Raw genomic sequence first — 23,331 nt, forward strand, 5'->3', positions numbered from 1 at the left:
GTACCGCCTGGCCCTCCTCCTAAGTGCCCATGCACTAAACTACCCACATGCCTGCCCCCTTTCGCATCCACCCGACCCCAGAGGAGGACGCCCGGCTCCGAGAGCTGGAGACCAACCCTGTGGTCCCCTTCAAGGTCTTGCGCCGGGCCCAGGCGGTTCGCCTGGCCGCCCAGGGCTGGAGCGCCCCCCGCACCGCCCGCTACCTGGGCCTGGACCGCACCACCCTCCACCGCAACCTCAGGCGGTGGCCGGACATGGAGAGGCTCAGGGAAGGGCTGGGGCAGGGGGTGTTGCAAAGTCTATGCATTGGCACTTAAGTACCCGTACTGGGGCCCCCGCCGCGGCTTTCGCCGCGGCGGGGGACTTACTCCTGCCCCGCCTCCATCCCAAGCCCCCGCCCGCCCTGGTGCGGGCCTACCAGGAGACCCGAAGCCCCCTGACCCTGAACCTCCCCTACTACGCCGCGCGCAAAGGGGAGGGCTTCGCCCTGATTCCCTGGGACAGGTACATGGAAGAGGCCGAGGACCTCCTCCAGGGCCTGGGGGAAGAGGGGCCCTGATAAGCTCGGACCATGGCGGAGCGCCCTTCCTCGCTGAGGCTGGGCCTAGTGGCCTACCCCGGGCTTGGGGGAAGCGGCATCGTGGCCACGGAGCTGGCGGAAAGGCTCGCCCGGATGGGGCACCGGGTCTACCTCTTCGCCACAGAACGGCCCTTCCGCCTTCCCCAAGAAAGCCCCGTGGCCTTTGTGCCCGTGGACCTGCCCTACTACCCCGTCTTCCCGGGGCCCCTCTACACCCTCTCCCTGGCGGGCACCCTGGAAAGGGAGGCCAAGCGCCTGGAGCTGGACCTCGTCCACACCCACTACGCCATCCCCCACGCGGCGGCGGCCTATTTGGCCCTCGGCGAGGGCTTTCCCCTGGTCCACACCCTCCACGGCACCGACGTCTCGGTCTTGGGCCTGGATCCCGCCTTCCACGGGCCCACCCGAAGGGCCCTCCTGGCCGCCAGGGCCACCACCGCCGTCAGCCGGGCCCTGGCCAAGGAGGCGGAGAAGGCCTTCGGGGTTAAGCCCACGGTGATCCACAACGCCGTGGACCCGGAGCGCTTTTACCCCAGGCCCGGGCGCAAGCGGCTTTACGCCGAGGAAGGGGAGTGGCTTCTGGTGCACGCTTCCAACTTCCGCCCCATCAAGCGGGTGCCGGACCTCGTGCGGGCCTTCGCCAAAGTCCGAAGGCGGGCCAGGGCCCGGCTCCTCCTCCTGGGCAAGGGCCCTGAGGAGGCCGAGGCCAGGCGGGTGGCGGAGGAGCTGGGGGTGGCCCCCTGGGTCACCTTTCACCCCCCCACCCGCCACCCGGAGGAGGTCTTAGGGGCGGCGGACCTCTTCCTCCTGGCCTCGGAGGAGGAGTCCTTCGGCCAGGCGGCCCTCGAGGCCCTGGCCTCGGGGGTGCCCGTGGTGGCCACGGCGGTGGGCGGGGTGCCGGAACTGGTCACCCCCGAGGTGGGGAGGCTCGTGGAGCTCGGGGACCTGGAAGGCCTGGCCGAGGCGGTCCTGGAGCTTTTGCAAAGCCCCCATCTTCCCGCGATGCGCAGGCGGGCCCGGGCCTACGCCATGGAGCGCTTCCACCCCGAGGCCATCACCGGGCAGTACCTGGAGGTCTACGAGAAGGCCCTAACTTAGCCCACCTGGGGAGCGGGCTCCTTGGGCCTCAGGGCCTCGGCCACAAAGGCCGCCATCACCCCCAGCATCAGGCCCAGGGCCACGGCCAGGGCCAGGAGGAGGCCCCGCTTGGGGGCCACCTTCTCGTAAACGGGGTAGGCGGGGGCCAGGATGGAGGCCCAGGCCTCCTGGTTGCTGGCGATCTGGATCTGGAGGTCGGTGCGCTTTTGAGCCAGGGCCAGGTAGGCGTTTTTGGCCAGCTCTAGGGCCTGGTTCACCGTGTCCTGCTCCACCTGGGCCTTGGCCACCCGGTCCTTGAGGAGCCCGAGGCGGGCCTCCACCTGGTTGATGCGGGCCAGGAGGGCGGCCCGCCTGGCAGAAAGCCGGGCCTCCTCGGCCTGGGCGTCGATGAGGGCGCTCCGGAGGCGCTGGAACTCGGGGTTGGGGTTGTCAAAGGTGAGGTCCTGGGCGGTGAGGCTGGCGATCTGGTCGTAGCGGCTACGGAAGGCTTCGTAGGCCGCCCTCTTGGTGGCGTACTCCAGGGTCACGGCCTCCTTCTCCCGCTCCTGGGCGGCGATCTTGGCCTTGCGGTCGCGGATGCGGCCGTCCAGCTCGGTGAGGCTCCGCTTTAGGGCTTCCTCTTCTGCCTTAAAGCCTGCGATCTCGGCCCTGAGGCCCACCACCCGGTCCCGGTAGGCCAGCACATCGGGGCTCACCTCCCGCAAGGCCGCGTCCGGCCTCGAGGCCACCTTCTTCAGGCTCTCCGCGTACCGGTACACCGCGTTGTAAATGTCCCGCGCCGTGTCCAACTCCGTCAAAAGCCGCGCCCGCAACGCCTCCTCGTCCGCAATCCACCGCTGCAGGTCCTGCACCAAGGGCGCAAGCTTGGCCTCCTCTGCCTTAAGCGCTTTTTCCTCCCGGTCCAAAGCCGCCAGGTCCGCCCGGAGGTCCAAGGCGGTGGAGAGAAGCTTCAGGTGGGCGGGGTTTAGCTCCTGGTTCTTGAGCTTGAGGCCCAGGAGGTCCCTCAGGTTCCCCCCCTGGGCGATGGCGGCCGCCACCGCAGGGTCGGCGGTGATCTCCCGCTCCAGGGTGATCAGCCTGGGCTCCTTGGCCAGCTCCTTTTCCGCCTCCTCCAGGCGGGTTTGCTTAATGGCCCTCTCCGTGGCCAGGCTCTCCAGCCGCTGGCGGATGGAGGCCACCCGGTCCGCGTACCCGCCCAGCTGCCGCTTCCACACCTCCAGCTGGCTCTTCCGCTGAAACTCCGCCCAGGCCCCCTCGGCCGCCTTGAGCCTGGAATCGGCCTCCTTCAACCGGTCCGCCACCAAGGCCTCCGCCTCCTTCACCGTGAGCCCAGCCACCAGGTTCTCAATGGACAGGTTGGGGAGCTGGGCCTTGTACTCCGCCAGGCGGGCCTCGGCGTCCTGAAGGAGGGCCTGCTTCTGCGCCAGGTCCTTCTGCAGGGCGATGAGCCTGGCCTGGGCTGAGGCGTAGGCCTCGGTATAGGCGGAAAGCTCCGCCTGCCAGACGGGGATCTGCTCCCGCCCCTTAAACTTCTCCAAAACCTGGGCGGCCTGGGTGTAGGACTGGCGCACCCGCTCCAGCTCCCTCGCCAAAGAGGCCTGGGCCTCTGCTAAACGCCGGTTGATGATGGCCAGCTGCTCGGGAGGCGTCCCGATGGGCACGATGGCCTCCTGCCGGCGCATCTCCGCCAGGGTGGCCTGGATCCGCCCCTGGACCGCCGCCAGGTCCCGCTCCAGGCCCGCCAGCTCCGTGTCCAGGCCCACCCTCTCCTGGGTCTTGGCGTCCAGCTCCGCCCGGTCCTGGGGCAGAGTGGTGGTCTTGTTAAAGGCCTCCCAGCGGGCCTGGGCCTCCCGGTAGGCCTTCTCGGCGGGGGTCACCTGCTCCTCCAGGGCCTTGAGGCTGGCCTCGAGGCGGGCGAGGGGGATGGCGTTCACCCGCCTCTTCACCGCCTCCACCCAGAGGTTGGCCGCCTTGGCCGCCACCTGGGGGTCCGGGGCCTGAACGGTGAGGCTGGCCACGATGGGAGGCACCTGGTTAGGGCTTACCGCCTGGAGCTTGGGGGAGATGTCCTTGACCTTGAGGTCCCGCATCATCCGCTCAACCCCTCGCAGGCTTCCCCGGTCCTGCCAGCGCGTGGGGAGCTTGCCCTCTTTCCGCAAGGCCTCCCACACCTCCCCCACCGTCTCCTCGGAGAGGGCCAGGGCCTTTAGCCCCTCAAAGGTGATGGGCGTGGCCTGCTGCACCTGGATTCTCTGCTCCAGCTGGGCCTGCACCTGCACCGGGGCCACGCTGAGGGTGGCGGTGGAGGCGTAGGTGGGCTCGGCGATGAGGAAGCCGTAGATGAGGGCCAGGGCGGCCAGGATCAGGGGAAAGGCCCAGAGGTACACCCGGTGCCGCCTCAGGACCTCCACGATGTCCCGCAGGGAAAGCTCGTCTTGGGGGGTCTCCACCATAAGCTTCCTAAAGTCTACTAGACAGGATGTAAAGGTCCAGCCAAATGGACCAGTAGACCAAAACCCCCGCCCCAAGGGCGAGCCAAAGGATCCCGCGCCTCCTCCACCGCAGGTGGGTCAAGAGGTCCAAGAGGGTAAGGTCTTTGGGTTCCATACCCTTGCCTCACTTCGCCCGGAAGCCCGAGGGGACCACCCAGATCGTGCGAAGGAGAATCCGGAGGTCCAGGAAGAAGGAGAGGTGCTTGACGTAGTAAAGGTCGTAGCTCAGCTTCACCAGGGTTTCCTCCTTCCCCTCGGCGTAGCCCTGGTGCACCTGGGCCCACCCCGTGAGGCCGGGCTGCACCGTGTGCCTGAGGGCGTAAAGGGGGATCTCTCGGGCGTAGGCCTCGGCCAGGACCCGCTGCTCGGGCCGGGGGCCCACGAGGGCCATCTCCCCCCTGAGGACGTTCCAGAGCTGGGGAAGCTCGTCCAAGCGGTAGCGGCGGAGGAAGCGGCCTAGGGGAGTGATCCTCTCCGCCTCCTCCCCGGCGTAGGCCCCCTCCCGGGGAGCCCCCCGCATGGTGCGGAACTTGTAGGCCTTGAAGGCCCTCCCCCCGAGGCCCACCCGCTCCTGGGCGAAGAGCACAGGCCTCCCCAGGTCTAGGTAAACCGCAAGGGCCACGAGGAGCCCCACGAGAAGGGCGAGGGGAGAAAGGAAGAGCACAAGCCCCACCTCCCAGGCCCGCTTGAACAGGGGGTAAAGGCCCCGTTCCCGCTCCGCCAGGGCAAAGAGTCCCTCGGCCAGCTCCAGGGGAACCCGCCCCGTGTAGCCCTCGTACACCCTCGCGGCGTGGAGGATGGGCAGGCCGCGGAAGGCGGCCCCGGCCAAGAGGGGAAGGGCCCTGGGGTCCAGGCGGTGCAGGTCAGCCACCACCCCCTCCACCCCCTCGAGGCCCCTCAAGGGGGGAAGCTCCCTGCCCAGGGCCCGGAGGAGCCCATCGGCCACGCCCCCGGGGAGGAGGGCGAGCCTCACCGGAGGAAGACCCCTCAGGTAGAGGAGGAGAAGGGGGAAGGCCAGGAGGGTCGCGGTGAGGAGATAGCCCCTGGAGTAGTACAGCCGCCCCATGGCCAGGACGGCCACTAGGAAGAGGGTGAAGAGGAGAAGGTTAAAGCCCACCAGGCTCCAGGACTCCTGCCCAGGGTACCGGGCCATCCGCTCCGTGGCCAAGAAGGCCAGGAGGTGGGCCAGGGCAGTGAGCCCCACCAGGAGCCATACCCCCTCCCCCCACGGGGGGGCCCCGAAAAGGAGGAGCCCAGCGACCAAGGAGGGCAGAGGCGCCAAGGCCAAGGCCAAGCCCGTTCGGGAACGGGTCTGGGCCACGCGGTAAGGGATACGCAGCTCCAAAGCGCTCACGCCAGCCATCTTACCCTAAGAACTCAAACGGAGCATGAAAAAACCCTAACCCAGGATCTCCTCGTAAAGCCGCCAGGTCTCCCGGAGCATCCTCTCCAAGGTGAAGGCCTCCTCGTACCGCTTCCGCCCCGCCTCCCCCAGGGAGGCCCTGAGCCTTGGGTCCCGCAGAAGCCGTGCGAGCCTCTCCCGAAACCCCGCCTCGTCCCCCCGCCCCACCAGAAACCCCGTCTTTCCCTCCACCACCGCCTCTTTCACCCCTCCCACGTCCGTGGCCACCACGGGAAGACCGGAGCGCATGGCCTCCAGCACGGAAAGGGGAAGGCCTTCCCAGTGGGTGGCGAGGGCGAAGACCTGGGCTCCCGCCAGGACCTCCGCCACGTCCCGCCTCGCCCCGAGGAAGCGCACCCGCTCCGCAAGGCCGAGAGCCTGGGCCAAGGCCTGAGCTTGGGGAAGGAGGGGGCCCTCCCCCACCAGGTCCAGGGTCCAGGGAAGCTCCCTTAGGCCCGCAAGGGCCCGGAGGAGGAGGGCGTGGTCTTTCTGAGGGGCGAAGCGGGCCACCATGACGAGCCTCGGGGGGTGGGCCTCGGGGCGGGCCCTTAGGGGAGTATCGGGCACGCCGTTCCAGATCACCTTGAGCCTTTCCGCAGGGACCACCCGGTGGCAGAGGGCGAGGTCCCGGTCGTAATGGGACACGGCGATCACCCGGTCCCCAAGCCTTCCGGCGAAGCGCTCCATGGCGAGGGCGAGCCTCCTCCGCCCTTTCGGCACCCCTTCGGTGAAGGCCCAACCGTGGGCGGTGTAGACGCTTTTCACGCCCAAGGCCCTCGCCGCAAGCCGCCCGAGGAACCCAGCCTTGGAGGAGTGGGCGTGGACGAGGTGGGGGCAGAGGCGCTTGAGAAGGGCCCCGACCTCCAAAAGGGCGGGGAGGTCCTGGTGGGGGCGTATGGGCTGGACCAGTCCCCTCAGGAGGTGAACCTCCACCCCAAGCTTCCTCGCCTCCTCAACGAGAAACCCGTCCCGGTCCTCCCCCACCCCAAGGTGGACCTCGGCCTGGCCCCTAAAAGCCCGGAGTAGCTCCAGGACGTGCACCTGGGCTCCGCCAGGCTCAGCGCGGGTGATGAGGTAGAGAAGGCGCATGTTCATCTCCTTTTTTTCTTCTACTCATTAGTGAGGGTCCTGTAGGGTAGGAAGGGCGTTTCCGTACCGGTAACCTGTCCATCGTAATCCGCTAGAAAGTTTCTATATGTGAACAAAATCCCTAGAAAACTAACCAACACCAGCCCAACCCGAAAAAGGCGCGGCGGTGACCGCCCGAGCATGTCGTACTCCCGAACTAGCACTAGGGGCGCGAGGAAGAGCATTAGATCCACCAATCTGAGCGCAGCATATGACCAAAAGGCGAGTATCTGTAGAATGATTGCGGGAAGAACAAGAGAAAGAAATGATCTGATTTTCACTTTAAGAGGAATCTTTCCACTTACAAAGAACATCCATAAAAGTACGACTAGCCCTGTGCGTATCAGCCCAGAAAAGGGAGAAGGTGCTTCGTAAGAGCTATACAAGGCAAGCTTAGCCTCAAAGTAGTCTAAGTAGACAAAAACCAAGCCGAAGACGACAGCAAAGATCAACAGGAGGGGCAGGAAATTGCGCCAAACCTTAAAGCGGATTTCATTTCCGCAGGAAAGAACGAAAGCCAGGGCCGAAGAGTAGTGAAAAAGAAAGCTAGCTAAGCTCAAGAGGAAAAAGCTCCACTTAAATCCCCTTCTGAGACTCTGCCAGGCCAATAGGAAAACAGCGGTCGCAAGACCAGCCCTAACGGCGTTCATCCCATGGCTGTAGGCAAACAGAGGCAGGTAGTGCAAGTGAAAAATTAATAGCTCCCTATTGTCTGCCCTAACCAGAAAGAAAGCCAAAACAAGCACGTAAAAGCCCCCTATAAACCTAAGAGCCTCCACTTCCGAGCCAAAAACCCACAAGCCCAACTTTGCCAAAAGGAAAAAGAGAGGCTCCCACCCAGGTATCCAGGCACTAGAGCCCTCATGAAGCAGTCCCCTGAGCACCTGCTCGTAGGTACGAACATCTGTGCCACTATCCCTGAGAACAATCACAATAGCTACATATACTAAAGGAAGGAAAAGCAAAAGCCTGCTCCTAAAGCCTGAACTATACCACAATAGCATCCAGTAGTTCAGAATCCAACCAACCCAATAGACCACCCACGATCACCCCACCCTAGTCCCATCCCGGTACGGGATACGAACCCAACCAGGAAACCCAGCAAGCCTAAAAGACCTGAAAGAGTAAACCTTTTTACGACTCGCTTTCCTGGCCAGAACGCAAGTCGCTGGTTCGCGTCATTTCTTGCTCCCATCACACCTCCTTGTCTCCCTCATTCTCTGGGCCGTCCAATATTTCCCAGCCAGGAACCCGAGCTTGGGCCACCGCTCTTATGGCGCTCTGGGCTTTTGCAAGGTCTTCCAAATCTAAGGGCGAAAATCTTGGCCTACGCTCTAACAACTGCACAAGGCCGAAGCGATATGCAGTATAAGTAACAAACGTTTTGATATAACTCTTCCCAATGAGAACAGCCGTTCTCCTCCAACCGACAAGCTGAGGTCCATAGCGCCAGAGTATTTTGCGTTCACTTGCATAGCCTAGCAAAACATTTTGGGGCTTTACGACGCCGAACCATCGGTAAAAGTACAGAGGTTCTGCAAGGACACCTATCGTGGCAGAATTCCAAGTTCGCACAAAAAATTCACGGTCCTCGGCCCTGGGATACTCTAAGGAATAAGGGTTCTTTTGATACCAATCCCTCCGGGCAAGGAGAGAAGCATGCAAGTACCCTCCCCAGGACAGCACGTCCTGCAGGGATGGTTGGCGTGCGGGCCAAAGAGCAAAAGGCTGGTTCCGTTGGTCTATCATATAAGCCCCCGTCGTTACAGCATCTAGTCCTGGGTTTTTGAGGAGATACGCCACCTGCCTTTCTAGCCTCCGTGGATCCATAAGGTCATCGGCATCCATACGAGCAATGAAGTCTCCAGACGCTTCCTCTAGAATCTGGTTCAACCGGTAGGGTAAGCCTCGCCGCTTCCCGTCGGTCAGTACGCGTACCCTAGGATCTTCAATCCTCCTTAAACGCTCCAAACTCTCGTCCGTGGATCCATCATCCACCACCACAAGCTCCCACGAGGGATAGGTTTGGGCAAAAACGGACCTTATGGCATACGACAAGAAGGGCCCCGGGTTGTACACGGGGAGCCCTATTGTGACGAGAGGGGGATTCTTGGCGAGAGAGTCCCAACGCATGCCCATCCCTCCCCAAGCTCCTAGTTCTCCTTAGCGAAGTCCTTGTAAGGTATAAGCCTGCCACGTAGTCCGAGGTAGGCCGCCTTGGCCCAAAAGACGAACCCTGGCCAGTCCCATCTCCGAAGGAGGAGGAAGAAGAGGGCATGCCTTATAGCTTCTAAAAGCGCCCAAACAGGCCAGAGCCTGCTGTGTTTGCGAAAAATGTACATCCGGTTGCGAAAGTTATAGAAGTCCTTGAACTGGCTTCCGGAATAAACCACAGCGAAGCGCCTTCCCGAGAGAAAAAAGAGTTCTCCAGAGAAGCTAGGATGTCTTACCCGAACCCAAGGAAGGATCGCCGTCCTAAGCCCCGCCCTCAGTATGCGCCTGTTGTACTCCACCTCATCGCCCCGGATGAAGAGGCGGGGGTCGGGTAACCCCACTCGCTCCACCACATGTCTATTGAGTAGAACTCCTAGAAAGAGGAGATTCTGGCCTAAGCGCGGCTCATTCTGTAGGACCGAACGCCAGTCGTAGGTCAACATCCCTCTGTTCAAGAGGGGGAAAGCAAGCTTCTCAGGGTCATCGTAGGAAACAGCGATGGGGCTGGCTATGTCCAAGTTGTAGCGCTTAGCGCCCTCCAGGAGGAAGAAGAGGGTGGTGGCTTCCGGGATCGTATCATCGTCAAGTACCCATATCCACTCATACCCCTCCTCGTAAGCCCGCTTCATCCCCTCGTGAAAGCCTCCCGCCCCTCCCTGGTTTTCAGGAAGGCGCAGCACCTCCACTTGAGGGAACTCGGCCCTGAGCATCTCCGGGGTCCCATCTGTGGAGGCGTTATCCACCACCAGAACGTGGTCCGGAGGACGGGTCTGGCTTAGGACAGCGTTCAGGCACTCCCGTAGGAGGTCCTTTCGGTTGTAGGTGACGATCACGGCACAAACCTTCTCACTCACGGACGACCTCCTCAAAAAGCTTAAGAGCTCGGGCCACAGCCTGGTCCATGTTGTAATAGCGGTAGTCGCCCAACCGGCCAGCAAAAAAGACGGTTTTCAGCTTCTCTCCTTCTTTGAGGTAAAGCTTTAGCCTTTCCTCGTTCTCCTCCCGGGGCACCGGGTAATAAGGTTCGTTCCTCCCCGGCTCGTAAGCCTCGGGGTACTCGTAGGCCAGGGTGGTGTGGGGCAGGTAGTCCTGGCCCGTAAGGTGCTTGAACTCCGTGCTCCGGGTGTAGGGATGCTCGTTGGGGTAGTTCACCGTGCCCACCCCCTGCACGTAAGGCAGGGGGTGGTGTTCTAGCACAAACCGTAGGGAGCGGTAGGGAAGGGGGCCATGGAGGTAGCCGAAGAACTCGTCAATGGGCCCGGTGAAGACCAGACGGTCAAAGCGCACCTCCCCCTCCACCTCCCTCCAGTCCGCCCCTAGGAGGACCTTGATGTTGGGGTGGGCCAGCATCCGGCGGAAGAGGGCGGTGTACCCCTCTTTGGGCATGGCTTGGTAGGTGTCCTGGAAGTAGCGGGTGTCGTAACTCACCAGGACGGGAACCCGGGCTGTGACCGTGGGGGAGAGCTCCTCGGGGCGCAGGCCCCACTGCTTCAGGGTGTAGCCCTCAAAGACGTTGCGGTAAACGTAGTCCGCCAGGAAGCGGAGGTCCGGGTCCTCGGCTTCCCGTAGCCCCAGGATGGGCACCCGGGCCCCGTAGCCGTAGTGGGCGATGAGCTTCTCCTCCAGCTTGTCCGCTAACCTTGGGGAGAAGAGGGCCCAGAGGGAGGCCAGGCTGAAGGGGAGGGGGATCTCCTTGCCCTCTACCACGGCCCGGACCCGGTGGTAGTAGGGGCGCCACTCGGTGAACTGGGAGAGATAGTCCCACACCTTCTTGCTGTTGGTGTGGAAGATGTGGGGGCCGTAGCGGTGCACCAGGACCCCGTGGGGGTCATACTCGTCGTAGGCGTTGCCCCCTATGTGGTCCCGGCGGTCCACCACCAGAACCCGCTTCCCCGCCGAGGCCAGGCGCTCCGCCAGGGTGGCCCCGGTGAAGCCGGCGCCGATGATGAGATAGTCAACCTTCATTCATCCTCCAGGGCAACCGGCCCTTCCACCAAAGATAAACTACCATAGCCCCGGTCACCCAGGCCTCCGAAAGAACCACGACCCAGGCCATCCCTAAGGTTCCGTAACGGGGAACTACCAAGAAGGCGAGAACAACATTCAATAATCCAGCGATAAAAATGATGAGGTTGAAGGGGCGGTCCATCCTCTGCGCCAGCATCCACTGGATGCCCAAGAAATTAGAGAGGGCGATCAGGGGAAGAAGCCAGGCCAGAACCTGCATTAGGGGTACCGCCCCTTCGTACCCGGGCCCCAAGAGCAGTTGGACTAGGAAGGGTGCCCCATACGTAAAAACCCCCGCCGCAAGAAGGCCCAGTACAAGCATGATGCTGCCCACCCGCCGGGCAAGACGCGAGGCATCTTTTGGACTCCTCTCTAAAAGGTAAGAAAAGCGGGGAAGGAAAAGCCTGCTAAAGGGGTCCCACATCGGGATCAAGGCTTTACTGAGCCTTTCCGCTCCAGCGTAAAGGGCCACCTGAGCTGGGGGTAGGAAAAGCCCTACCAAAAGGACGTTTGCCGTGGTGTACAGGCTCACCACCGAGCGAAACAAGAAGAGGCTAAAACCCCGTCTTAGCCAACCCCACGCCTCCCCAAATCTTGGCCAGCGAAGTCCCACCCAGGATGTTGCCCATGCGAGGCCAGCGAAGCCCAACACAAAGGAGGCCACAGCCTGGATGTACAAGGGCCAAGCCACCTGCGCCGGGGAACGCACAAGGCAGAAAATCCCGACCGTCGCCAAAAGGCGGACAAAGAACTCCATCAGGGCTACGAAACCCATCCGCTCCATACCCTGGAAGAACCAGACCGGGCTTAAGCTCATTCCCAAGGCGAGAAGAAAGCCTCCCCCTATCAGGCCCAATTCTCCTCGCAGGGGCGGAAATAGATAAAGGGCGAGCAAAGCGGTTCCCGCCGCAGGCAAAGAAAGTAACGCCCGAGCACCTAAACCCCCCCCCAAGACCCCCCGGAGGGCCTCCGGTCGGTCCCGCCACTTGGCCACCTCCCGGGTGGCCGAGAGGGAGAAACCATACTCCAAGACGATGTAGAGGTACTGGGACACTGCCTGGGCCAGGGCGAGCTTGCCAAACCCCTCGGGCCCCAGGACCCGGGTAAGGTAAGGCAAGGTGATGAGAGGGAAAAGGTAATTGGCCGCCTGAACGGCGTAGAGGTAGAAGAGATTATGTAAGGTTGAGCTTCGTAGAAGTGCTCCTGCTCTGCGCCAAAGATGTACTAACACATCCGGACCCCATTTACACAGTCTGAAAAAAATTTTTCATCCCCTAGGAGGGCAGCGGGGATGCCTGCTCGCCACCATCTTAAGGCTCTACCTCAGCGCGGGCACTTAGTCTCCTCCAAAAGCGCCTGGACGAGATCGGGGCTTGTGGCCTCGGCGATGAACCAGGCTTTGTCGTAGAACCAGTTCACCCCGTCCAAGCTATCCACGCCCAGGATGGCGAGCAAGGCGAAGTCCCGAGCAATGACCCCACGGAGGCCCTGGCTGCTGAAGCCAATCGGCGCACTCATGGGAGGGAGTATAACACGCCCTCTCCCGCCGGAGGAGGATAAGGGAGTAGGATGAAGGTATGCCCGAGGACCGGATGCTGGAGCGCCTGGAAAAGCTGGAGGGGATCGTGGAGACCACGGTCCAAATACTCCCCCCCTGATCAACGACCTCTCCCGGCGCATTGACGGCCTGCGGGAAGAGGTCCAGGGAATGGAGGCCAAGCTGGAGGGACGGATCCAGGCGTTAGAGGGCAAGCTGGAAAGGCAAATCCAAGCGGTAGAGACCAAGCTGGAAGGGCGAATCCAGGCAGTAGAAACTAAGCTGGAGAGGCAAATCCAAGCGGTAGAGACCAGGCTAGAAGGACGAATCCAAGAAGTTGAGACCAAGTTGGAAGGGCGAATCCAAGCGGTAGAGACCAAGCTGGAAGGACGGATCCAAGAAGTTGAGATCAAGCTGGAGAGGCAAATCCAGGCGGTAGAAACCAAGCTGGAAGGGCAAATCCAAGAAGTGAAGACCAGTCTGGAAGGGCAAATCCGGGCGGTAGAGACCAGGTTGGAGGAGCGAATCCAGGCGGTAGAGACCAAGCTTGAAGGGCGCATTGAAAACCTGCGCCAAGAGGTGAAGGCCGAGATCAACACCGCCTTCAACAAGACCATGCTCCTCCTCACCGCCATAGGGGTGGTCCTAGCCCTTCTCTCCATCTTCCGCTGAGCCATGAGCAAAATGAGTCCCATGATCCGCTGGATGGTTCTCGCCCTGGCCTGGTGGGGCCCGGTCCTGGCCCAGGACTGGGGGCTCACCCAAAGCCAGACCCTGACGGCGGGAGGGGCCAAGGGGTGGCGCTACACCCTAAGCCCGAGAGGAGAGGAGGCCCGGGCCCTGTGGGAGAGCCTATCCCTCCAGTACCGGGATCTCCTCAGGGCGGGGTATCGGGTAGACCTGGGGGGGTGGCGGCTCTACTTCCTCGGGGGGAAGCTCCGCCTGGAGAGGCACTGCCAGGCGGTGAACCCGGCCTGCTTCACCTTCGGGGCCCTGCCCGTGGACAAGGCCCGGCAGGACCGCTTGCTGATGGAGCTCGCCGCCCTCTTGGACCAGGCCCTGGGGGAGGCGGCCCGCACCGGGGGCACGGTCACCCTTAGCCGGCTTTTTCGGGTGGAGCTGAGGCGGAACCAGGCCCCGCCCTACCCGGCGGCTCCCTTGGGCTGGAAGCCCTGAAGCTGGGGTATCCTCTTTCACATGAAGCGGGCGCTGGCCTGGGTTCTCCTCTTGGGCGCCGCCTTGGCGGGCCCGTGCGCGGAAAGGCCCTACACGCTGGAAACCGAGGAGGGGCTTCTGGGGGGCGAGGAGATGAGCTACGACGGGGAAGCCCTGGTCTTTGAGGGCCGGGCCTGCCTGGAGGGGAAAGGCTTCCGCCTCGAGGCCCCAAGGATCGCCTACCTGGAAGGGGAGGGAACCTTCCAGGCCGAGGGGCTCACCGGGCTGGCCCAGGGCTGGCGCCTGGAGGCGGGGCGCCTGGAGGGCAAGCTCCTGAAGGAGGTGCGCCTGGCCCGGGGGCGCTTGAGGGCGGAGGCGGCCGAGCTTACCCTCAGCTCCCCTCCGGAGGGCCGGAAGGTCCGCCTCACCACCCCCGCCTACCGGGTGCGGGCCGAAAAGGCCATCTTCACGGAGAAGGAGGCCCGGCTCTTTGGGTTCCTCGCCACCCCCTGCCCCTGCGGGGAGGACCTTCGGCTTTCCCTGGAGGAGGCCACCTTCCTGGTGGACACCGGCGAGCTTAGGGGAGAGGCCCATCTGGGCCTTTTCGGCCTGGAGGTACCCCTTTCCGAGGCTAGGGTCAACCTGAACCGCCCCCCCAGGCTGGAAAGCCCCCTGGTCTTTTCCGCCTCGGACACCGGGGGCTACACCCTGGGCCTCAGGGACTTCCCCCTTCCCCGGCCAGGGGAGGAGGTGGGGGCCTGGAAGAGGCGGCTCACCCTTCTCGCAAGCGGCCTCACCACCTCCAAGGAGAGCCTCCTCTTTGGGCTCAAGGAGGGCAGCCTGGGGGCCGAGGTGCGCCTGGGCTACGGGGCCGGGGTGCGGGCCTTTTGGGATGACCTCCTCTTCGCCGCCACGCCCCTTCCCCCCAACGCCGCCACCCCCCGCCTCGAGACCCGCTACACCCCCCGCTTCCTCCTGGAGGGGGCCGAGCTGAAGCCCTTTGTGCGCTACGCCGAGACCGCGAGCGCCCAGGGGTGGACCCTGGGCCTGGAGGGCCGCTACCCCTGGGGCTTCCGGGAGGGTCCCTTTTCCTTAAGCCTGGAACCGGGCCTCCTCCTCGCCCTCTACCCTGGCCGGGACCCCTACCTTTCCCTGTGGGGAAGCCTTCGGGCAGCGTTCCGGGAAGGCGAGGCCAGGGCGGAGGTGAGCTACTGGGGCCGGCTGGAGCCCTTCGGCCCCCGGAACCTCTTCGCCTACGAGGCCAGGCCCGAGGGGCAGCGCCTGGACCTCCTCCTGGCCTATGGGCCGCTGGAGGGGCGGTACTACCTGGAAAACCCCCTGGGAAACCGGATGGTGGGGGTGGAGGTGGCCTACGAGGACGGGGCCCTGGGCCGCTTCCGGGTGGGCTGGCGGGAGGGGAGCTACCCGGAGTGGCTTCTCGCCTACGCCATGCCCGAGCCCGACCGCGCCTGCTGCCAGGCCCTGTGGCTGGCGCCCCAGGTGGGCCTGGGCCCCGAGGGGGTGAGCCGGTACGGCCTCACCTTGCGTCTTTACGATGGCTGCTTCGCCTACGAGCTTAAGGCCCAGAACGTCCTCAAGGGCCAGTACGGCGAGGCCACGGGGTTTTCCTTGGGCTTTGGCCTGAGGGTCAGGTAGGCCTTTAGCGGGGCTCCACCGTGAGTTCCCTCAGAAAGAGGTTCCGGTCCTCGGGAGGCTGGTAGAGGTCGTTGGTGAAGGCCAGGGCCAGGGTCCCCTCCCCCGTGGCCTCCACCCTTACTTCCCGGCGCCCCCGCACCTCCCCCTGCCAGAGGACCCGCCGCCCCTCCGCTACCATGGCCCAGGGCCCCCTCCCCTGGGCCAGCGTGCCCTCGAGGACCATCCGCACCTGGGCCTTTCGGCAGAGGGGGATCTCCAAGGCCCCGTTGCTGTAAAGGGCCGCCTCCCTGGGCAGGGGGCCGGGGAGGCAGGCCAGGGGGAGGTCCCTTTGGGTGCCCAAAGCGGTTTCCAGGAGGAAAAGGCTGCCTCCGAAGCCGAGGATAAGGGCAAGGGAACCCAGAACCCACCTCATCGCTCCACCTCAAAAGGGAGAACGTACCGGGGCTTTTGGGCCAGACGGTGCTGGCCGAAGAGGACGATGCGCACCTGGTACCTCCCCGGGGGCAGGCCCTCGGGGAAGGGGAAGAGAATGGGCTTGCCCGCGTCCCACTCCCACCCAAGCCTCCGGCACCCCTCCCGGCAGAGCCAGACCTGGGCCCGGTACCCCTCGCCCTGGAGGCGGACCACCCCCACCCCCTTCCCCTGGGGAATGGCGGCGTAGAGGAGGGTAGGGGGCGGAGGGGCGGTCCGGGTGGCCAGGTAGAGGAAAGGGAGGCTTAAAAGAAGGGCCGAGGCCCCGGCCAGGCCCAGGGCCAGGGGCGGGCGGAAGCCCCGGAGGAGGGCCATCCCTCCCGCCAAGAAGAAGACCTCCCCCCGGAAGGGGCTGGGCACGCTGAAGGGGTTGTCCACCATGCCCATGGCCAGAAAGGCCAGCAATAGGGAGAAGAGGAGCCCACTCCCCCAGGCCCCCGCCAGAAAGGCGCCCACCAAAAGGAGAAGGCCCATGGCCCCCAAGAGGCCGCTTTCCCCCAGGGCCTGCAGGAGGTGGTTGTGGGCGAAGGTCCAGAGGCCCCCCAAGGGCTTCAGGGCCTCGGGACAGGCCACTCCCCGCATCTCCAGGAAGGGGAAGAGGAAGCAGTCCCCGAAGAGGACCCCCTTGAGTTCGTCCCCCAGGAGGTAGGGCCCGACCCCAGTCCAGGGGTGGGCCTGGAAGACCTCGTAGGCCCTGAGCCAAAGCCCCTCCCGGCCGGAGAGGTGGGCCTGGAAGAAGCGCTGGGCGACGGGCGCCTCTAAACTTCCCGCCAGCAAGAGGAAAAGCCCCGCCGCCCCCAGGGCCAGCCACCCCCGCCTTTGGAAGAGGACCCCCGCCGCCCCGCCCACCAGAAGGGCCAGAAGCCCCCCCCGGCTTCCCGAGAGGAGGAGGACCACCCCGCCAAGGAGCCCCAGGAGGACCCTAAAGGGCCAGGGGTAGCGGACGTGGAAGGCCAGGAGGATTCCCAAGGTCCCCATGAGCCCCAGGCCCACGGGGGAGTGGTAGGGGTGGAGGAGCCTCTCGGAGGACACCCGGTCCCCGAAGGCCAGGTAGGAGGCCAGGAAGGCCTCCAGGTAGAGGACGAAGAGGCCGTAGCCCAAAGGCCCCAGGCCCACCGGGGCTAGGGCCACCCCCGCCCCCACCAGGCCCAGGACGTAGAGGAGGCGGAGCGCGGCCAGCGTAAGGGCCTCCTTCCCCGCGAAGAGGGCGGGGAGGAGGAGGGAGAGGCCGTAGAGGGCCAAAACCGCCCAGGCGGCCTTGGGAAGCTTCCGGAGCTGGGGGAGGAAGAGGGGGCTTAGCAGGCTTAGGGGGGGGAAGATGGGGCTTAGGGCCAGGCCCCAGGCCAGCGCGCGCACGGGCCCAATATACAAGGCTTTGGAGGAGGAGAGCCGGGCGGAATACCACCCCATGCTGGCTTGCGCCAGGGCATGGTAGGCCGAAGGAAACGGGAAACAAGGGTATAAGGCCCTTCTCAGAAAGCTGGGGTATAGTGCAGGCCATGAGGCTTCTTCCCCTGGCCCTCTTTCTTTCCCTGGCCCTGGCGGCCCGCTTCGCCGCCTTCAGCGTGGAGCCCGCCGGTCCCCAGCGGGTCAACCTGGACACCGGGGTCACCACCCTGCCCCAGGGAGGGGTCCTGGTGGACAACGAGAACGGCCTCCGTCTAAGAGCGGGCTACATAGAGTACAAGGAGGGGGCCTTCATCCGGGCCCGGGCCCTGGAGCTCCTCTCGGCCAAGGAGACCTTCCGGGCCCAAAGCCTGGACTACGACATCCCCAAGCAGGAGGCCTGCTTCGGCGCCCTGGTCTTTGCCAACGCCGACTTCAAGGGCCTAAGTGCCGAAAGGGCCCTGGCCCTCTTCGCCGAGGACATCGTGGTCCTGAAGGGGAAGGTGCGGGCGGACTCTCCCCGCCTCGAGGCGGAGACCCTGGTGGCGGACCTGAAGGCCCGGGAGGCCCTGGTCCTGGGGCGCTTCACCTATCAGGAGGGGAAGGCCACCTTAAGAGGCCAGGGACCCTCCGCCAGGCTTTACCTGCGCTTCGTCGGGGGTAAGGTCCAGGCCAGCACCAAGCTCCCCCCAGAGGCCCCCCGCCTGGCCGCCTACGCCTCCAGGCTCCCATGACCCTCTACCGCCACCTCCTCAAGGAAAGCCTCCCCGTCCTTTTCCTCACCCTCCTCTTCCTCACGGCCATCTTCCTCTTCGGCTTCTTCTACGCCGGGGCGAGGTGGCTGGAGGGGGTCCCCATCCCCAAGATCCTCCGCTGGCTCTCCTACCACGTGCCCGGGGTCCTGGTCCAGGCCTTTCCCATCGCCTTGGTGACCACCACCGTCCTGGTCTTCGGCCGCCTGGCGGCGGAAGGGGCCCAGTTCGCCCTCCTTTCCGGAGGGGTGCCCCTGTGGCGGGCCGCCCTTCCCCTTCTTTGGCTTGGGGCCCTCCTCTCCGTGGCCGCCCTGTACCTCCAGGAGTACGTGGTGCCCGAGGCCAACAACCGGGTGCGGGTGGCCTGGTGGGACGAGATCCACACCCAGGGGGCGGGGCTTTTCCGCCTCAAGGGCATGCAGATCCCCATCGGTCAGGGGCGAAGCCTCTACTTTGAGGACTTTGACATGGAAAGGAAGGAGATGGTGGGGGTGCGCATCGTCTCCTTCCAGGGCGAGGTGGGCACCTTCCTCTTCGCCGAGCGGGGCACCTGGGACGACCGCCTCATCACCCTGAGGGGTTACCGCTTCTACCGGGTGGACTTCCGGGAGGTGCCGGGGCTGGAAGGGGCCAGGGACCTCCTGGCCCAGGTGCGGCGGGTCTTCCGGGCGGTGAGCCGGGGGGAGGTCTTGGAGGTGGAGTCCGACCTCTCCCGGGCCCGGGCCATCGCCGACTACGCCGACACCTTCAGCTTCGGCCAGAACAGCCTCTCCCAGGCCTGGCGGAAGGCCAGGGACCCCTTCCTCCCCCCCCTGGAGCGGGACCGGGCCCGGCTGGAGTTTCACTCCAAGCTGGCCCTGCCCCTGGCCAACCTGGTCCTGGTGCTGCTGGCGGCGGCCATGGCCCTCCGCTACGGGCGGAGCACGGGCCTGGCCCTGGGGCTCAGCGTGGTCCTGGCCCTGGGGTACTACGGGGCCTTCTTCCTGGGCCGCGCCCTGGCGGGGGTGGGGGCCCTGCCCCCGGAGCTTGGGGCCTGGGGGGCCAACCTCCTCTTCTTCCTCCTGGGGGTGCGGGCCCTGAGGTGAACTCGGGGCTGGGCCCCCCAGGCTGGCCCAGACCCGCATGGGGTGGCATTAGGCGTGGGCCACCAGCTCCCCTTTGACCCGCTTCTTGGGCCTGGCCTTGGCCCGGGCCTCGAGGGCCTTCAGGCCCCCCACCAGGGCCAGGTCCAGGACCTGGTCCAGGTGCTCCACGATGTGGAAGGTCATGTTCTGCCGGAGGGGCTTCGGGATGTCGGCCAGGTCGGGCTCGTTCTGCCTGGGCAGGATGACCTCCCGGATCCCGGCGCGCCTGGCCCCCAGGACCTTCTCCTTCACCCCACCGATGGGGAGAACCCGGCCCGTGAGGGTGATCTCCCCGGTCATGGCGATGTCGTGGCGCACAGGAACCTCCGTGAGGGCCGAGACCAGGGCGCTCACGATGGCCACGCCCGCCGAAGGCCCCTCCTTGGGGATGGCCCCCGCGGGCACGTGGATGTGGACGTCGCTCTTCTCAAAGCGCTCCAGGGGGATGCCGAAGCGCTCGGCGTTCTTCTTGGCGTAGGAGAGGGCGGCCCGGGCGGACTCCTTCATCACGTCCCCCAGCTGCCCGGTCAGGATCAGGTTCCCCTTGCCGGGCATCACCGAGACCTCCACGAACATGATGTCGCCGCCCACCGGGGTGTAGTACATCCCCGTGGCCACCCCCACCTGGGGCTCGCGGGCCTCGGTCTCGGGGAGGAAGCGGGGCGGGCCCAGGTACTTCTCTAGGTCCTTCTCCGTGATGCGCACCCGCTTCTTGCCCTCCTCCAGGATCTGGCGGGCCGCCTTGCGCAAAAGGGCCCCGATCTCCCGCTCCAGCTGCCTGACCCCCGCCTCCCGGGTGTAGTGGGTGATGAGGCGCATAAGCGCCGCCTCCGTCACCACCACCTGCCCCTCGGAGAGGCCCGTCTCCCGCATCTGCCGGGGCAGGAGGTAGCGCTTGGCGATCTCCAGCTTCTCCTGCTCAATGTAGCTGGTGAACTCAATGGCCTCCATGCGGTCCATGAGGGGGGCGGGGATGTTCTGCGGGAAGTTGGCGGTGCAGATGAACATCACCTCGGAGAGGTCAAAGGGCACGCCCAGGTAGTGGTCCACGAACTCCTTGTTCTGGGCGGGGTCCAGAACTTCCAGAAGGGCCGCCGCCGGGTCCCCCTGGTAGGAGATGCCCAGCTTGTCCACCTCGTCCAGGAGGAAGACGGGGTTCTTGGTGCCCGCCTGCCTCAGGCCCTGGATGATGCGTCCGGGCATGGCCCCGATGTAGGTGCGGCGGTGGCCCCGGATGTCGGACTCGTCCCGCACGCCGCCCAAAGAAATGCGCACGTACTTGCGCCCCAGGGCCTCGGCGATGCTCTTGGCGATGGAGGTCTTGCCCACCCCGGGAGGCCCCACGAAGAGGAGGATGGGGCCCTTGTTCACCTCTTCCTCGGGGATCTCCCCCCGCCTGGCCCGCTCCACCTTGAGCCTGCGCACCGCCAGGTACTCCAGCACCCGGTCCTTGACCTTCTCCAGGCCGTAGTGGTCCCGCTCCAGGATCTCCTTGGCCCTTTCCAGGTCCAGGTTGTCCTGGGTGCGCGCGTTCCAGGGGAGGTTCACGATCCAGTCCAGGTAGGTGCGGATGACGCTAGCCTCCGCCGAGTCGGGGTGCATGCGGGCGAAGCGGTTCAGCTCCCGCTCCGCCTCCTGGCGCACCACGGGAGGCAGGTTCAGGGCCTCCACCTTCTGCCTGAACTCCTCCACCTCCTCAGCCCCCTCCTCCCCGTGGAGCTCCCGCTGGATGGCCTTCATCTGCTCCCGGAGGAAGTACTCCCTCTGGTTGCGGTCAATCTCCTCCTTGACCTGCTGCTGGATGCGCCTCTGGGTTTCTATGAGCTCCAGCTCCGCCCCCAGGAGGACCAGGACCCGCTTGAGGCGCTCGGCCACGTCGGCGGTCTCCAGGACCCGCTGTTTGTCCTCGAGGCGGAACTCCATGTGGAAGGCAACGTAGTCGGCGAGCTGGCTGGGGTCTTCCAGGTTGAGGATGAACTGGGCCACCTCAGGGGGCAGGTACCTGCCCTCCTTGAGCAGGGCCTGGAACTTCTCCTTCACCTCCCGCACCAGGGCCTTGACCAGGATGGGGTCCCCGGGCTCGTCGGGGATCACCTCCCCTTGGGCCTCGAGGTGGTCCCCCCGGTCCAGCCAGGCCTTGACCCGCACCCGGGCGAAGGCCTGCACCAGCACCTGGACGGAGCCGTCCGGGTTCTTGCGCATCTTGAGGATGTTGCAGGCGGTGCCCACCTCGTAGAGGTCCGAGGGCTTGGGATTCTCCACCTCCTTGTCCTTCTGGCTCACGATGAGGAGCACGCGCTCGCGGGCCAGGGCCTCGTCAATGGCCCGGATGGAGATGGGGCGGCCCGCGTCAATGGGCATGACCATGGTGGGGTAGATGACCGACCCCCTCACAGGGCACACGGGCAAGGTTTCCGGTAGCATGTTCTCCCTCCTTTCTTTGGCGGTCTCTTGGGGTTTGTCCATAGCCTAAGCCTACCTATGTCAAGTTTACTGCAAAAGCCTCTTTCACGCAAAGGGGTAAGCCGCCAAGGCGTATTCTGGTGGCGTGCGGCCTCTTCTCCTCCTCACCCTTCTCCTCTTTCTGCCCCTGGGCCTGGGCCAGAAGTCGGGGGGTGGGGTGGGCGGCCGGCCCTACACCCCCTCCCCCCCACCCCCGCCCATGAGCCCCGGGCCCGCCCCTTCCTACCCCATGCCCGTCCCCTACCCTTACCCGGGCCCGGTCTACGTCTACCCAGGCGGGGGCGGGAGCCTGGGGGTGGCGCCGGTCCTGGTCTTTTTCGGCCTCTTTTTGCTGGGGGTCTGGATGGTGCGGGGCCTGAGCCGGGCCGGGGAAGGGGTGGCCCCTGCCAGCGTGGGGCGGCTCCGCCTGGCCCTTCTGGTGCGCCCCGAGGTCCAGCGGGCCATCCGCCGCCTGGCCGAGGCCGCCGACACCACCACGGCCAAGGGGCTGGCCGACCTGGTGGACGAGATGGCCCTCCTTCTCCTCAAGGAGGAGCCCGCCTGGCGCTTCGCCAGCTACGAGGCCTCTTTCGGAGACGAGGAGAGGGTCCTGGCCCTCTTTGACGCCTGGATGCTGGAAGACCGCAGCACCTACCAGGAGACCTTTCGCCACTTTGAGGGCAAGAAGGTGGCGACCCCCTACACCCCCAGGGTGGAGCCCGGGGGGCGGTACCTGGTGGCCTCCCTCCTCCTGGCGGTGCGGGGGGAGCTCCCCAGGCCCGGCCCCCCGGACCGAAAGAGGGTCAAGGAGGTCCTCATGGCCTTCGCCGGCAGCACCCCCTTCACCCTCATGGCCTTCCACCTGGCCTGGACGCCGGAGGCGGAGGGGGAGGGGCTCACGGAGGAGGAGCTCCTCACCCTCTTCCCCCATCTGGACAAGGTTTAAAAGCCCAAGGCCGAGGCCGCCCCTTTGAGGATCTCGGCGCTCCGCCTGAGGGCCTGGCGCTCCTCCTCGTTCAGCCGGGGGTAAAGGGTGGCCTCCACCCCACGAGCCCCCAGGATGCGGGGCAGGGAAAGGGCCACCTCCTCCACCCCCTCCACTTCCGGGGTGAAGAGGCTAACCGTAAACACCCCCTTCTCGTCGGTGAGGATGGCCCGGGTGAGCCGGGCCAGGCCCGCTCCGATGCCATAGTAGGTGGCCCCCTTGCCCTCAATGATGCGGTAAGCGGCCCGGCGCACCCCTTCGTCTATCCGGAGGCGGTCGTCGGGGGTAAGGGCGCGCCCCCTGGCCTGGGCGAAGGCCTCGAGGTCTACCCCTCCCACCTGGGCGCTGGACCAAACCAGGACCTCCGAGTCCCCGTGCTCCCCCACCACGTAGGCGTGGACCGACTGGGGCGCCACCAGGAGGTGCTGGGCCAGGAGGGCCCGGAAGCGGGCGGTGTCCAGGATGGTCCCCGAGCCCACCACCCGCTCCGGGGGTAGGCCGGAGAGGCGGTAGGCCACCTGGGTCATCACGTCCACGGGATTCGTGGCGATCAGGAGGACCGCCTCCGGGGCGGCCTTCAGGATCTTGGGGACCACGTCGGCGAAGACCTGGGCGTTGCGGTCCAGAAGCTGGAGCCTGGTCTCCCCCGGGCGTTGGGCCACCCCCGCGGCCACGATCACCACCCTGGCCCCCTCCAGGTCCTCGTACCAGCCGGAGCGCACCCAGACCGGGTGGGCAAAGGGGGTGGCGTGGAGGATGTCCTCGGCGTGGGCCTGGGCCAGCTTCCGATCCAAGTCCACCAGCACCACCTCCCGGGCCACCCCCTGGAGGACCAGGGCGTAAGCGGTGGCGCTCCCCACGAAGCCGCTACCCACGATGCCGACCTTCACGGGTAGAGTATA

At 65.4% G+C, this 23,331-nt stretch carries 21 protein-coding genes and 1 pseudogene; 9 read left to right on the plus strand and 13 right to left on the minus strand.

All coding sequences use genetic code 11. The features are described 5' to 3' along the window. Positions 1–47 precede the first annotated feature (47 nt). Genes BVI061214_RS10355 through bshA form a run of 3 tightly spaced genes read left to right on the plus strand, consistent with a single transcriptional unit; the run spans position 48 to position 1,678 of the window. Positions 48–317, plus strand: a complete 270-nt coding sequence (locus BVI061214_RS10355; protein WP_053768317.1) for a helix-turn-helix domain-containing protein — start codon at positions 48–50, stop codon at positions 315–317. Further along, complete coding sequence (locus BVI061214_RS10360) at positions 302–559, plus strand: hypothetical protein (RefSeq protein WP_248841760.1); 258 nt, start codon at positions 302–304, stop codon at positions 557–559. The genes BVI061214_RS10355 and BVI061214_RS10360 overlap by 16 nt, the downstream gene beginning before the upstream one ends. Before the next feature lie 12 nt (positions 560–571). Continuing rightward, a complete protein-coding gene (gene bshA, locus BVI061214_RS10365; protein ID WP_053768318.1) occupies positions 572–1,678 on the plus strand; it encodes an N-acetyl-alpha-D-glucosaminyl L-malate synthase BshA in 1,107 nt (368 codons plus the stop codon). On the opposite strand, the gene BVI061214_RS14075 is transcribed toward bshA, so the two are convergent. The 9 genes from BVI061214_RS14075 to BVI061214_RS10405 form a co-directional block, all read right to left on the minus strand. Further along, positions 1,675–4,131, minus strand: coding sequence for a Wzz/FepE/Etk N-terminal domain-containing protein (locus BVI061214_RS14075; RefSeq protein ID WP_053768319.1), 2,457 nt, complete (start codon positions 4,129–4,131; stop codon positions 1,675–1,677). The two genes, bshA and BVI061214_RS14075, sit on opposite strands and share 4 nt — an antisense overlap. A 163-nt stretch (positions 4,132–4,294) precedes the next feature. Beyond that, positions 4,295–5,533, minus strand: a complete 1,239-nt coding sequence (locus BVI061214_RS10375) for a sugar transferase (protein ID WP_053768320.1) — start codon at positions 5,531–5,533, stop codon at positions 4,295–4,297. A gap of 36 nt (positions 5,534–5,569) precedes the next feature. Further along, positions 5,570–6,661, minus strand: a complete 1,092-nt coding sequence (locus BVI061214_RS10380; protein WP_053768652.1) for a glycosyltransferase family 4 protein — start codon at positions 6,659–6,661, stop codon at positions 5,570–5,572. A 20-nt stretch (positions 6,662–6,681) separates the two neighbouring features. Then, positions 6,682–7,665, minus strand: coding sequence for an EpsG family protein (locus BVI061214_RS10385; protein WP_162208015.1), 984 nt, complete (start codon positions 7,663–7,665; stop codon positions 6,682–6,684). Between the two features lie 229 nt (positions 7,666–7,894). Next, on the minus strand, positions 7,895–8,839 hold the full coding sequence (locus tag BVI061214_RS12660; protein ID WP_248841761.1) for a glycosyltransferase family 2 protein: 945 nt from the start codon (positions 8,837–8,839) through the stop codon (positions 7,895–7,897). A gap of 14 nt (positions 8,840–8,853) precedes the next feature. Next, on the minus strand, positions 8,854–9,768 hold the full coding sequence (locus BVI061214_RS10390) for a glycosyltransferase family 2 protein (RefSeq protein ID WP_053768322.1): 915 nt from the start codon (positions 9,766–9,768) through the stop codon (positions 8,854–8,856). After that, positions 9,761–10,879 carry a UDP-galactopyranose mutase gene (gene glf / locus BVI061214_RS10395; protein WP_053768323.1) on the minus strand — a complete coding sequence of 373 codons (1,119 nt, stop codon included), beginning with the start codon at positions 10,877–10,879 and terminating at the stop codon, positions 9,761–9,763. Before glf ends, BVI061214_RS10390 begins: the two co-directional genes overlap by 8 nt. Next, positions 10,869–12,152, minus strand: coding sequence for a flippase (locus tag BVI061214_RS10400; protein WP_053768324.1), 1,284 nt, complete (start codon positions 12,150–12,152; stop codon positions 10,869–10,871). Before BVI061214_RS10400 ends, glf begins: the two co-directional genes overlap by 11 nt. 92 nt (positions 12,153–12,244) lie before the next feature. Next, positions 12,245–12,439, minus strand: a complete 195-nt coding sequence (locus BVI061214_RS10405; protein WP_053768325.1) for a hypothetical protein — start codon at positions 12,437–12,439, stop codon at positions 12,245–12,247. A gap of 59 nt (positions 12,440–12,498) precedes the next feature. Between BVI061214_RS10405 and BVI061214_RS10410 the strand changes: the two are divergent. The 3 genes and pseudogenes from BVI061214_RS10410 (at position 12,499) to BVI061214_RS10420 (ending at position 15,269) form a co-directional block, all read left to right on the plus strand. Further along, positions 12,499–13,130 (plus strand): annotated as a pseudogene (locus BVI061214_RS10410) (hypothetical protein). A gap of 12 nt (positions 13,131–13,142) precedes the next feature. Further along, positions 13,143–13,634, plus strand: a complete 492-nt coding sequence (locus BVI061214_RS10415) for a hypothetical protein (RefSeq protein WP_053768326.1) — start codon at positions 13,143–13,145, stop codon at positions 13,632–13,634. Positions 13,635–13,655: 21 nt separating this feature from the next. Next, positions 13,656–15,269 (plus strand): hypothetical protein, encoded by a 1,614-nt coding sequence (locus tag BVI061214_RS10420; RefSeq protein ID WP_053768327.1) that lies wholly within the window; start codon positions 13,656–13,658, stop codon positions 15,267–15,269. A gap of 4 nt (positions 15,270–15,273) precedes the next feature. On the opposite strand, the gene BVI061214_RS10425 is transcribed toward BVI061214_RS10420, so the two are convergent. Beyond that, on the minus strand, positions 15,274–15,681 hold the full coding sequence (locus BVI061214_RS10425) for a hypothetical protein (protein ID WP_053768328.1): 408 nt from the start codon (positions 15,679–15,681) through the stop codon (positions 15,274–15,276). Beyond that, positions 15,678–17,096 carry an O-antigen ligase family protein gene (locus BVI061214_RS10430; protein WP_053768653.1) on the minus strand — a complete coding sequence of 473 codons (1,419 nt, stop codon included), beginning with the start codon at positions 17,094–17,096 and terminating at the stop codon, positions 15,678–15,680. The genes BVI061214_RS10425 and BVI061214_RS10430 overlap by 4 nt, the downstream gene beginning before the upstream one ends. A 143-nt stretch (positions 17,097–17,239) precedes the next feature. Between BVI061214_RS10430 and BVI061214_RS10435 the strand changes: the two genes are divergently transcribed. After that, positions 17,240–17,860 (plus strand): hypothetical protein, encoded by a 621-nt coding sequence (locus BVI061214_RS10435; RefSeq protein WP_053768329.1) that lies wholly within the window; start codon positions 17,240–17,242, stop codon positions 17,858–17,860. Next, positions 17,857–18,963 carry an LptF/LptG family permease gene (locus tag BVI061214_RS10440; RefSeq protein WP_053768330.1) on the plus strand — a complete coding sequence of 369 codons (1,107 nt, stop codon included), beginning with the start codon at positions 17,857–17,859 and terminating at the stop codon, positions 18,961–18,963. Before BVI061214_RS10435 ends, BVI061214_RS10440 begins: the two co-directional genes overlap by 4 nt. 48 nt (positions 18,964–19,011) lie before the next feature. Here BVI061214_RS10440 and lon read toward each other — a convergent pair whose 3' ends face one another. Next, positions 19,012–21,426: an endopeptidase La gene (lon, locus tag BVI061214_RS10445; protein WP_053768654.1), complete on the minus strand. Its 2,415-nt coding sequence runs from the start codon at positions 21,424–21,426 to the stop codon at positions 19,012–19,014. A gap of 124 nt (positions 21,427–21,550) precedes the next feature. Between lon and BVI061214_RS10450 the strand changes: the two genes are divergently transcribed. Then, positions 21,551–22,390, plus strand: coding sequence for a DUF1517 domain-containing protein (locus BVI061214_RS10450; protein ID WP_053768331.1), 840 nt, complete (start codon positions 21,551–21,553; stop codon positions 22,388–22,390). Here BVI061214_RS10450 and BVI061214_RS10455 read toward each other — a convergent pair. Continuing rightward, complete coding sequence (locus BVI061214_RS10455; RefSeq protein WP_053768332.1) at positions 22,387–23,319, minus strand: L-lactate dehydrogenase; 933 nt, start codon at positions 23,317–23,319, stop codon at positions 22,387–22,389. The genes BVI061214_RS10450 and BVI061214_RS10455 overlap by 4 nt on opposite strands. Positions 23,320–23,331 lie beyond the last annotated feature (12 nt).

It is taken from the genome of Thermus aquaticus, from assembly GCF_001280255.1.
In the GTDB taxonomy this organism is placed as follows: domain Bacteria; phylum Deinococcota; class Deinococci; order Deinococcales; family Thermaceae; genus Thermus; species Thermus aquaticus.